The organism is Porphyromonas endodontalis ATCC 35406 (genome assembly GCF_000174815.1).
GTDB lineage: Bacteria > Bacteroidota > Bacteroidia > Bacteroidales > Porphyromonadaceae > Porphyromonas > Porphyromonas endodontalis.
Genome location: NZ_ACNN01000002.1, coordinates 1 through 10,912, shown reverse-complemented (window position 1 = coordinate 10,912; position 10,912 = coordinate 1). Strand labels below are relative to the sequence as shown.

The following is a 10,912-nucleotide window of genomic DNA, read 5'->3' as shown; positions in this document are numbered from 1 at the left end:
TTCAGTTCTACTGGCAGAAGCCTCTCAGCCTTACGACCAATTGGTTAAGGGTGCAGACACCGGATGCCGGGAGCAGTGACCAGGTCTCCAGTAACCGAGGCTTGGTGACAATACCCGAAGTCGGCGACCAGGTGATGGTCGGCTTCGAGCACGGTGATCCACACCGCCCCTTCGTGATGGGAAGCCTTTTCCATGGGAAAAACGGAATAGGTGGTGATATGGAAAACCATTTGAAAAGTATTTCTACTCGCAGTGGACATCAGATTGCCTTCGACGACGATGAGAATGGCGATTGGAGTGTCACCATCAAAGATAGGGGGGGGAATACTATTCGATTGGATACAAAGGGGAGGAATATTGAAATCTCTACACCAGAAACATTAACGGTCAATGCCAAAAACATCAGTCTGAATGTCCTGGAAAATATGAATACTCATATTGGGAAAAACAATACTCTTACCGTTGGTGAGACGAATGTGGAAACAGTGCAGGGGATGAAAAATACGACTGTGTCTAGAGATATGAATGTCTTTGTATCCGGCAGCCTTGTTGAGAATATAGAAGGAGATGTCTACAGCGAGACAAAACAGGGCAAAACGGTCGTAAATGGCGATCAGGGTATTGACAATAAAGTGAGTGGAACCTTTTGCAGAGAGGCACAAAAGAAAATCCGCAACAATGGCGGAGAAAATTCTTCTCTCTTTTAGTTTCATGATCGGTTATGAGCAGAATCAGAAAAGTAAAAGGACACATCACTGAAATGGTCGGAGGAGATTATAAAATCTACTCCGCATCTGATATTGTGGAAAGTGCGACGGATAAATTCCATGAGACGGCAGATGGAGGTCTTTTTTTCGGGGAACCCGAAGCTCCTCCTACGCCTCCCGACAATCCCGCGAAGAAAAAATCGGAACTTATCGTTCATTTCAGAAGACCTGATGGTTATGATGGCGAATTTGGATTCGATTGGATGAGGGATGATTACAAGGATATCTGTTCAAACTTTGAGGAATTGGAAAAGGATTACGAATCAATTAAGATTTATGGAAAACCATACTATGTTCCATGGTTGTCGATATTCCCTGATGATTACAAACAGCAATCTGAAAAAGGAAAGGGAGTTAGATTAAAACTTGAAATAGAGAGTTTAAACAATAGCAAAGATAACGTTGGAACTAAGATAGGATTATCAGCCTCCTCCCCTTCTTTGTTGGTGAGTCCAACGGAAATAGATTCACAAAAATCTTCTCATGAAATCGAGATTAGATGCACTGAAAAAATTGCAGACGATAAGATATTTATTGAAGCAAGAGATTTAGCCTCCCAAAACCTTGTTGGGAAGTTGAACATTCTGCGCAATGATACTATATATCGTTTCACCCTTTTTCTGATTCGACTGCTGGATGATCCTGATAAGGCAGAAAATGAGGAGGAAAAGTCCCAAATTAAACGAGCTAATGAGTTTTATTTGGGAGACATAAATGACGACTGGAAAAATTCTGTCGCAAATAGGGTAAACAATTTTGGTCTTAACCAAGCTCTGATACAGTGTGATGTTGTACTTAAGGATATAAAAATAGACTCCAAAGATTGGATTAAAAAGGGCTGTCTTACAGAGGATAAGAGAATTATAAAATCTCCATTTCGTGAGGTAATAAAACCATTATGTGAGGATAAAGGGGTTTGTGCTTTCCTCTGCGGTTTTCTTGCTAAAGAAAAATCTGATGGTTCTGCTTGGGCAGGAGTAAATCCAACCACATTGAATCACATTATATGCCTGCAATATATTTATTCTGACGGAGCTGATTACGCAAAAAGAATTTTACTACACGAGATAGGTCACGTTTTGGGATTGGAACACACTTTTGACAATGATGATGCTTACGAATTACAAATGCTAAAAACTGACAACATCATGGATTATCCTATAGATCCAAAAGACGAAGAAAATCTGAATCCTTTTGACAGAGTTACATTCTCGAGAAGACAATGGTTGAGAATGCAAGAAGAAATAGTTTCATATCATGGGAATAAAGAGTAGACTTTTATGCTTGATTATCTTGCTTTTGGGAAGTTTCTCAAAAGTTGAAGCCCAGGAGATTCTTACGAAAGAACAGCTTAATGATAGCACCTATACTTGTCGTCTTGATGGGGTTTACGTCTTGGTAGACAGGACATACAAAACTATTCTCAGCTTCAAAAAAGGGAAAAAGCATGGTCAATGGGTTACTTTTGATAAGGATTTATCCTTTTGGGTCAAGACTTTCGAAAATGGGAAAAGGCAGGGGCTGTTTACATCGTCGACCATATATGGAGGCGTATTTGGATATTATGATAATGATCAGAAAGAGGGCTACTGGCGTGAAGTAGAAGAGGGCAGGAGAGAAGAAGGGAATTACCATAAAGGGCAAAGAACTGGGATATGGAAATGCGATAACTATAGCGAAGGAAGATATTGGGCGGGTTCCTATAAAAGAGGACTCAAGGATGGTGTATGGGTATGCACAAATGGCTCTGGGCGTGTTATTGTAAAAGAGGTATTCAGAATGGGTGTTTTGGAGAGCAGCGTGACTTTTGAAGATTGAGTTCATGTGAGCGAATTTTAGGAAATTACATTTGTCTAAATCGCTAGCCAATATAAAATGAGCATAATAGGGATGAGAATAATGGGACGCAGAAAAGAGCCGGATCAAGAAGATGGTAAACTACTATCCATCCAAGAGTATTAAGACAAAAGATAGGGGGTGTCTTGTAAAAGAGGGAAATAGATTTATATCATGGGAATAAAGAGTAGGTTTTTATGTTTGATTGTTCTTCTTTTAGGAAGTATCCTAAAAGTTGAAGCCCAGGAGATTCTTACGAAAGAACAGCTTAATGATAGCACCTATACCTCTCGTCTTGATGGGGTTTACGTCTTGGTAGACAAAACATACAACACCATCCTCAGTTTCAAAAAAGGGAAAAAGCATGGTCAATGGGTTACTTTTGACAAGGATTTATCCTTTTGGGTTGAGACTTTCGAAAATGGGAAAAGGCAGGGGCTGTTTACATCTTCGACCATACATGGGGGTGTATTTGGGTATTATGATAATGATCAGAAAGAGGGCTATTGGTGTGAAGAAGATGACGAAAAGAGAGAAGAAGGGAATTACCATAAGGGACAAAGAACCGGAATATGGAAATGCGATAACTATGGCGCAGAAAGCCTTTGGACGGGTTCCTATAAAAGAGGTCTCAAAGATGGTGTATGGGTATGCACAAATGGCTCTGGGCGTATTATTGTAAAAGAGGTATTCAGAATGGGTGTTTTGGAGAGCAGCGTGACTTTTGAAGATTGAGTTCATGTGAGCGAATTTTAGGAAATTACATTTGTCTAAATCGCTAGCCAATATAAAAATGAGCACAATAGGAATGAGAATAATGGGACGCAGAAAAGAGCCGGATCAAGAAGATGGTAAACTACTATCCATCCAAGAGTATTAAGACAAAAGGCATTGCGTTTAATGAAGGTTCTCCAATGGGGGTTCTAGTATTGTTTTGATGAATTGGGGTGTCTTGTAAAAGAGGAAAATAGACTTATATCATGGGAATAAAGAGTAGATTTTTATGTTTGATTGTTCTTCTTTTAGGAAGTATCCTAAAAGTTGAAGCTCAGGAGACTCTTACGAAAGAACAGCTTAATGATAGCACCTATACCTCTCGTCTTGATGGGGTTTACTTCTTGGTAGACAGAACACAAAGGGCTATTCTCAGCTTCAAAAAAGGGAAAAAGCATGGTCAATGGGTTACTTTTGACAGGTATTTATCCTTTTGGGTCGAGACTTTCGAAAATGGGAAAAGGCAAGGTCTGTTTATATCGCCGACCATACATGGAGGCGATTTTGGATATTATGATAATGATCAGAAAGAGGGCTACTGGTATGAAGAAGATGAAGGAGGGAATTACAATGAAGAAGGGAATTACCATAAAGGGCAAAGAACCGGAATATGGAAATGCTATAGCCACGGTGGAGAAAGACTTTGGACGGGTTCCTATAAGAGAGGTCTCAAGAATGGTGTATGGGTATGCTATGACATGGATAACTCTGAGCGTGTTATCGCGAAAGAGATATTCAGGATGGGTGTTTTGGAGAGCAGCGTGACTTTTGAAGATTGAGTTCATGTGAGCGAATTTTAGGAAATTACATTTGTCTAAATCGCTAGCCAATATAAAATGAGCATAATAGGGATGAGAATAATGGGACGCAGCAAGATGGTAAACTACTATCCATCAAAGAGTGTTGAGACAAAAGGCATTGCGTTTAATGAAGGTTCTCCAATGGGGGATCTAGTATTGTTTTGATGAATTGGGGTGTCTTGTAAAAGAGGGAAATAGATTTATATCATGGGAATAAAGAGTAGGTTTTTATGTTTGATTGTTCTTCTTTTAGGAAGTATCCTAAAAGTTGAAGCTCAGGAGACTCTTACGAAAGAACAGCTTAATGATAGCACCTATACCTCTCGTCTTGATGGGGTTTACTTCTTGGTAGACAGAACACAAAGGGCTATTCTCAGCTTCAAAAAAAGGGAAAAAGCATGGTCAATGGGTTACTTTTGACAGGGATTTGTCCCTTTGGGTCAAGACTTTCGAAAATGGGAAAAGGCAGGGGCTGTTTGTATCCTCGACTATATATGAGGGGGTATTTGGATATTATGATAATGATCAGAAAGAGGGCTACTGGTATGAAGAAGATGACGAAAAGAGAGAAGAAGGGAATTATCATAAGGGGCAAAGAACCGGAGTATGGAAATGCGATAACTATAGCGAAGGAAGCCTTTGGACGGGTTCTTATAAGAGAGGGCTCAAGGATGGTGTATGGGTATGCATAAGAGGCTCTGGGCGTGTTATTGTAAAAGAGGTATTCAGAATGGGTGTTTTGGAGAGCCGCGTGACTTTTGAAGATTGAGTTCATGTGAGCGAATTTTAGGAAATTACATTTGTCTAAATCGCTAGCCAATATAAAATGAGCATAATAGGGATGAGAATAATGGGACGCAGAAAAGAGCCGGATCAAGAAGATGGTAAACTACTATCCATCCAAGAGTATTAAGACAAAAGATAGGGGGTGTCTTGTAAAAGAGGGAAATAGATTCATATCATGGGAATAAAGAGTCGGTTTTTATGTTTGATTGTTCTTCTTTTAGGAAGTATCCTAAAAGTTGAAGCTCAGGAGATTCTTACGAAAGAACAGCTTAATGATAGCACCTATACCTCTCGTCTTGATGGGGTTTACATCTTGGTAGACAGGACATACAAAACTATTCTCAGCTTCAAAAAAGGGAAAAAGCATGGCCAATGGGTTACTTTTGACAAGGATTTATCCTTTTGGGTCGAGACTTTCGAAAATGGGAAAAGGCAGGGTCTGTTTATATCGCCGACCATACATGGAGGCGATTTTGGATATTATGATAATGATCAGAAAGAGGGCTACTGGTATGAAGAAGATGAAGGAGGGGATTACAATGAAGAAGGGAATTACCATAAAGGGCAAAGAACCGGAATATGGAAATGCTATAGTGTTGGCGGAGAAAGCCTTTGGACGGGTTCCTATAAAAGGGGGCTTAAGGATGGTGTATGGGTATGCATAAGAGGCTCTAGGCGTGTTGTTGCGAAAGAGATATTCAGGATGGGTGTTTTGGAGAGCAGCGTGACTTTTGAAGATTGAGCTACACATGAATTTTTGGCATAATTACCCCAATTAGAAACAAGACAAATGAAAACAATAGGGCTGGAAAGCGGAGGCAAAGCAGATTCCATACGTACCTATCGCCAAAGTGTGTGCTATCCAGAAGCAAACTCCAAGTTGCTTTTCGATGTAACTATAGAGCCGCTTCCAATCGAACATCTTCAAGAATATCGCTTGCTGTACACTTGCGATCACTTCTTTATCAACGGCTATGCTCCCGAAAGTTTTATCGACAAGTTGAACGTATCCATCTCCCAAGCTTTTTATCCGATTGATTTGTCTATTGATCGAAAAGATGGAGCAATACGGATCAACAACTCTCAAGCAATAATAGAAAGGTGGGAAGCTAAGAAAGAGGAGGTTTTACGCGAAAACACAGGCGAATATCTGCTCCCTTATATTAATCGGATGGACTCTGTACTCAGGGACGCAAGTGCCATGCATTCGGCATTTGAGGAAAATATCATTTTTATAAACCTATTTGCAATCCCATTTTCTATTGATAATCAGGTTCTCCATCAAAAAACGAACCAACTTCGCATTCCCTTGGGGCAGTATGGTGAAAGACTTCTCTTCAATGGGAAGTTTATGCTGGGAGAAGAGGATGATGGAGAAAGTACTCTTCTCTCTTTCGATGGGCGGGCAATCAGATATTCTATTACTCCGAGTGGGAGCCCCCAGGTGGATAATTACAGAACAAAAGTTTCTTATTTCATTTCCAGAGAAATGAAAACCATTGACGATATTTATGCTGATACTTATTTGCTGTCAGAGGATGGAGAAGAAGAAAAGCTATTTCAATCCATACGAATACATTACCTTCGAAGCTGAAAAGGAGTAAGAAGATGGGTAAAGAAAAAATTATTCTTGTGCACGGAGCAACCTGTAAGTGCCAGTTTGGTACAACTCCAGATATCTTGCAGGTAAAAACTCAGAAGAAGCATTATGCCAACGATAATACAGCTTCGCAACAGTTGATCGCAACCGATAGAGAAATTGGACAGGCATTTTTGGCTGGCACATTTGGGAGTTGCAAAATGATGAATAACAACCCTTGCAAATCCGTTGTTTCCCAATGGATCAACTTTTATGATAAGGTTACGCTAAGCAATGGTGGAAAAATTCTAACGAATGAAAGCAAAGCTATTTGTCCCATGGGTGGAGGCAGCCCATGTATTGAAGTTGTACATCATGGACAACAAGCCGTTCCTTCGGCGGAGAACATGGTGAAGGCAAAAGAAGAAATACACAGTCAAATAAATCCATTTCTCAATCCAGCTACTTCTGTTGAGCACGATTTATTTGAAGGTGTAGTTATTGTAGCAGTAGATATTTGATTCCATGGGTTGGAAATATGAAATTGTAGTATCGGGAGAAGATGGTAAAAACGCTATCCTACATCGTAATGTGTCTGTTGCAGGGAAAATGGTCGATGTCCTTTATATAAAAAGAGGATATGACAAAGCCTGCGTCCAATTAAGGATCGGAAGTTCATATGGGTTGGAAGCAGAGCGTTGGCGTGAAAAAGCAAAAAAAGCGGGCTTGTCAGATTTGGGTCAAAAATGGCAACCTACCCCCTCTCCCATCGGCAAGCCCCCAGTGTCAAATGCAGAGCTCAAACAAATAAATTGGGTGTGTGCTGTTCAAAACGATAATGGGAAATGGGAGAACCATGGTTTTAATACTGTTACAAGTCGAAAAAAAACGATTGAGGTTGAAGAGGGGGTATTTGAAACTGTATACAATTCGGCCGTTGCTGTCTCTGCCTCTTCAACGTGGTCTCTAGGGCGCTTTTATTGGCTAGAGCCATATTTTAATATCCCTGACTTCCAAAAGAAAAATAGTATTTACGGGATTTACATTGTTTTCTTTGATGATCCTCAGCCGACAGATATTTCGTGGTCAGGATGCTCAACAGGTGAGACTTTACATCCCGTTGTACAATCATATGGGAATATGGTCAATTTGGAAATTGTTTCACACCGTATGCCCAATGACGTTTTGTCCGATTTCCATAGTTTTGGGAGATATTACCTTACAATATTTTGTGGTGACAAGGTGCTGGAAAAGAAAATAGTCCTGGGAAGAAATATCGTTTCCGATGTAAAATTAGCCTCTCGAACCCGAATATCTTTATTGATTGAACCATCTTGGCGTGAAGCAATGGGGCACAAAAAAAATGATGGTGAGAAAGAATTACGGATAGAGGTTGAAGGAGACTTGATGTATAATCCAAGAGCTAAAAAGACAAAATCGGATAATACTTCTGGTTTGGCATTCGATACTGAAAAAATGAATATGCAAACTAAGGGAGGTACCGGGGTCTACACAAAAGATGCAGATAATGGAGAAACGACTTCTATCCGCTACCAACATCCTCAAGGGGAATTTGCCGAACCGTATATGGGGCATGATCCTCGGGCTGAGGCAGAAAATATGGCAAAGGCTATTTCCGGTCTTTATATGCCTACAGAAAAAAAGAAGTTAAGCAAGCAACTTCGACTCAAGGTGTGGTACGAAAAGAAATCAGATATCCAGGAACGTCTCAGTGAGAATAAGTCTAAAATGCTTGCCGTCGTAAGCAAAAATGATAGAACATTTAAAGCCCCAGTGAATAACCCTTGCAAATACAAGGCCATTGAGATTTCTTCTCCCGGACGAGAACCATACCTCATCTTCGAAGAAACAGATAAAGGAGTGAGCGACCTAACAGGCTACACGGGTTTTGATCTTGTAGCAGGTGAGAGTGAAAAATCCCCTAATCTCACTATTGTACTGAAAGACCTTGACACGAAAAGGTGTAGGAAGCAAAACCTCTCCCATAAGGGGGATAAAAACGTTTTTGATCTGAGCAAGCTGTTGGGGGTGAAGAAGAATGATTACAAGGTTTCCGGAAATAAACTGGAAATGCTCTTGCATTACGATTACAATAAGACTTACGATACTGATTTAGGCAAAGTTGGGAATAAGGTCGTTGATTCTGCATGGCTTTTCCGCTACATTTGGCCTAGGGAGAGCTTGAAACAAAGCCATCTTGTCCTTGTAAATTCCTGCGCTTATCCCAACCAGATGGTAAAAATCAATGTGTATCCGGACATTATGTGGACATTCCATCTAAATTATGGAATGAAAAATCCATTATACTATCGAGATACATTTGTCCAAATGCGACAACATCGTGTAGAGGAGGCTTTTAATAAGGGACAGGCAGCCGATATTGATGGATATGACGGAAAATTACAATCAACATTCTCATTTGCCCTTGAGTGTAATTGGAACAAGACAAGAACAGTCAATCTGGATTACAAAATTGCAGGAAACGTAAAACTATTTCTAGGGTCATTCCTGAAAATAAAGAAATTCGTTGATCAAGTAACAGGAAAGGATAGAGGGACTTCGACAAAGGGTTTTAATGCTGAAATGTTAGCGCGAGTAAAGAGAACTCCTCTATCAATTGAAGTACAGTCTCCTCAACTTAGCATTGCAGCCGGATGGAAATACGAGTGTGGCAGAAAAGAGCAACGCAATGCCCATAAAATGGCTCTAACAGGAGAAATAAAGGCTAAAGCAGATCCTCTTATAGGAGCAGAAGCAACTATAGACCTAATTGCATGGGGCAAAAAATTACATCCCATGGCTAATGTTGTGATTACGGCGCTAGATTTATTGGCATATGCTGCAAATGCGAATGTGAGATTTGATTTGATTTTTTACGGGAAACTATTCATTGATGGTGAAGCAACACTTAGCACGTTAAAGAAAGAGGGAGAGTTAAAAGCTGGAGGTCAATTTGGATTCAAATTAGTTTTATTAGCCAAGGCCACCGGAAAATTGAAACTCTATGTGACTAGTGCTGATTTTGATTTTGAAGCAAAAGCGCAGGCTGCAGGTTATTTTTCAGCGGGTATGTCTTTAGGGATAGATGACAATAAAGGTATCTATTTTAAACCCATATTAAAACATTCTGGCCTAAAAATTACTTTTTCTTATTATACCAAAATAGGTGATTTCAGGAGAACAGAAAAGAAAGAGGTGACGATAATAAAGGCAGGAGAGGCTAATATTGATCGAAAGTTTTACATAAACGGGTAATTTAAGATTGATCGAAAAACCCTTTGCACCTGCTCTTTTGGCGTGCAGCGGGAATATGCAAAACAAAAAGTAGCAAACAAGTCGTATGGAACATAGTCAAATAAACATTCAAATAGATTCCTTTCTCGAACGCCCTTTCTACTACATAAAAATGGAAGCGTCATCTGTAGGGTTTGATATAAGAGTAAATGATTTTCCTGTCCTGCAGTACAATGAGAGTAAGTTCTCATCAACAGAAATGGAAATCCCTATCAATCCCGCTATCTTATCATCAGGGATGCAAGAAATTTCAGTTCGAGTTTTTCCTCCCTTAGGTCAAACTCTTATTCCGGAGAATGGGGTATTTGAATTTGGGATAAACAAAGAAGAGGATGCTTGGGCGCACGATGGAAAAGGAGAAATAATCCTTCCTCTCGTCAAAATGGATACCCCAAATCTACCATGTTGGGAATTTAAAACAGAATTCGAAGCTGAAGTCCCTTTTTCATTTACTGCATGGACAAAGTCTCAAGACTTGAGCAAAATCGACAATTTGCCCGAGCTGTTGGACAATGCTTATAGGAAAATTGCAAAAACCATAGAGAGTAAAAACGATAAAGAATTCGTAGAGCTTATCAAGGGGAGCTATGAAATCAGCGTTATGCTATATGAAAGGGTTGATGATGAGGTGAAAGGCTTTCAGCCAGAGCCCGAGAAAGTTTTGCCAATGGATAATTGTAATATCGGTTTCTATGGAAATAATAGACTAGTAAGATACGAAGATATAGAATTAGAGACCTGTTTTAAGACTGAAGTCTACTGCGACAATAATGAAAAAAAGATCTATTACTATCCCATGTACTTTCATTTACCTCAGGGGGCAAACGAATTAGAGGTCATAAGATGATTTGTCCCCAATTTTAGGACAACTCCAAGGGTTACCGGACAGCAATAGCCCGTTCCTTATGGGGGAGCTGCCCTGAAATGATTTGGAAATCGGCTAGTTTGTCACTGCAGTTTTGCCTGAGGAACAAAAATTTACAGCCCTAGAATTTTTTCTTTTTCAGGTAGAGTGGAATTGATTGTTTCACGAAGAGATATCATCCCTCTCCTTC

At 40.0% G+C, this 10,912-nt stretch carries 11 protein-coding genes; all 11 read left to right on the top strand.

Translation table 11 applies throughout. The annotated features are described in order from the left end of the window. Positions 1-707: phage baseplate assembly protein V (locus POREN0001_RS09500; protein ID WP_004331968.1), on the top strand; the 707-nt coding region annotated here is incomplete at its 5' end. 14 nt (positions 708-721) lie between these two features. Next, positions 722-2,041, top strand: a complete 1,320-nt coding sequence (locus POREN0001_RS00060; protein ID WP_040579822.1) for a zinc metalloprotease — start codon at positions 722-724, stop codon at positions 2,039-2,041. Further along, positions 2,025-2,585: a hypothetical protein gene (locus POREN0001_RS00055; RefSeq protein ID WP_040579820.1), complete on the top strand. Its 561-nt coding sequence runs from the start codon at positions 2,025-2,027 to the stop codon at positions 2,583-2,585. Before POREN0001_RS00060 ends, POREN0001_RS00055 begins: the two co-directional genes overlap by 17 nt. 219 nt (positions 2,586-2,804) lie before the next feature. Continuing rightward, the gene (locus POREN0001_RS00050; RefSeq protein WP_040579818.1) at positions 2,805-3,338 is read left to right on the top strand and encodes a toxin-antitoxin system YwqK family antitoxin; all 534 of its coding nucleotides are present in this window, start codon (positions 2,805-2,807) and stop codon (positions 3,336-3,338) included. Between the two features lie 272 nt (positions 3,339-3,610). Continuing rightward, positions 3,611-4,156 carry a toxin-antitoxin system YwqK family antitoxin gene (locus tag POREN0001_RS00045; RefSeq protein WP_224208856.1) on the top strand — a complete coding sequence of 182 codons (546 nt, stop codon included), beginning with the start codon at positions 3,611-3,613 and terminating at the stop codon, positions 4,154-4,156. Positions 4,157-4,722: 566 nt separating this feature from the next. Next, entirely contained in the window at positions 4,723-4,869 is a 147-nt protein-coding gene (locus tag POREN0001_RS09320; RefSeq protein ID WP_169307823.1) for a hypothetical protein, read from the top strand. Between the two features lie 269 nt (positions 4,870-5,138). Then, on the top strand, positions 5,139-5,705 hold the full coding sequence (locus tag POREN0001_RS00030; RefSeq protein WP_004331973.1) for a toxin-antitoxin system YwqK family antitoxin: 567 nt from the start codon (positions 5,139-5,141) through the stop codon (positions 5,703-5,705). Positions 5,706-5,753: 48 nt separating this feature from the next. Then, a complete protein-coding gene (locus POREN0001_RS00025; protein ID WP_004331971.1) occupies positions 5,754-6,557 on the top strand; it encodes a hypothetical protein in 804 nt (267 codons plus the stop codon). Positions 6,558-6,571: 14 nt separating this feature from the next. Then, positions 6,572-7,063, top strand: a complete 492-nt coding sequence (locus tag POREN0001_RS00020; protein WP_004331966.1) for a DUF4280 domain-containing protein — start codon at positions 6,572-6,574, stop codon at positions 7,061-7,063. A 4-nt stretch (positions 7,064-7,067) separates the two neighbouring features. Beyond that, the gene (locus tag POREN0001_RS00015; RefSeq protein ID WP_004331967.1) at positions 7,068-9,818 is read left to right on the top strand and encodes a hypothetical protein; all 2,751 of its coding nucleotides are present in this window, start codon (positions 7,068-7,070) and stop codon (positions 9,816-9,818) included. Between the two features lie 85 nt (positions 9,819-9,903). Beyond that, on the top strand, positions 9,904-10,704 hold the full coding sequence (locus POREN0001_RS00010; protein ID WP_004331969.1) for a hypothetical protein: 801 nt from the start codon (positions 9,904-9,906) through the stop codon (positions 10,702-10,704). The last annotated feature ends 208 nt before the right edge of the window (positions 10,705-10,912 follow it).

What these genes read in the sequence shown, in the direction of transcription:
- POREN0001_RS00060 (WP_040579822.1), top strand. Translation starts at nt 722, where the DNA reads ATGAGCAGAATCAGAAAAGTAAAAGGACACATCACTGAAATGGTCGGA.
- POREN0001_RS00055 (WP_040579820.1), top strand. Translation starts at nt 2,025, where the DNA reads ATGGGAATAAAGAGTAGACTTTTATGCTTGATTATCTTGCTTTTGGGA.
- POREN0001_RS09320 (WP_169307823.1), top strand. Translation starts at nt 4,723, where the DNA reads ATGAAGAAGATGACGAAAAGAGAGAAGAAGGGAATTATCATAAGGGGC.
- POREN0001_RS00030 (WP_004331973.1), top strand. Translation starts at nt 5,139, where the DNA reads ATGGGAATAAAGAGTCGGTTTTTATGTTTGATTGTTCTTCTTTTAGGA.
- POREN0001_RS00025 (WP_004331971.1), top strand. Translation starts at nt 5,754, where the DNA reads ATGAAAACAATAGGGCTGGAAAGCGGAGGCAAAGCAGATTCCATACGT.
- POREN0001_RS00020 (WP_004331966.1), top strand. Translation starts at nt 6,572, where the DNA reads ATGGGTAAAGAAAAAATTATTCTTGTGCACGGAGCAACCTGTAAGTGC.
- POREN0001_RS00015 (WP_004331967.1), top strand. Translation starts at nt 7,068, where the DNA reads ATGGGTTGGAAATATGAAATTGTAGTATCGGGAGAAGATGGTAAAAAC.
- POREN0001_RS00010 (WP_004331969.1), top strand. Translation starts at nt 9,904, where the DNA reads ATGGAACATAGTCAAATAAACATTCAAATAGATTCCTTTCTCGAACGC.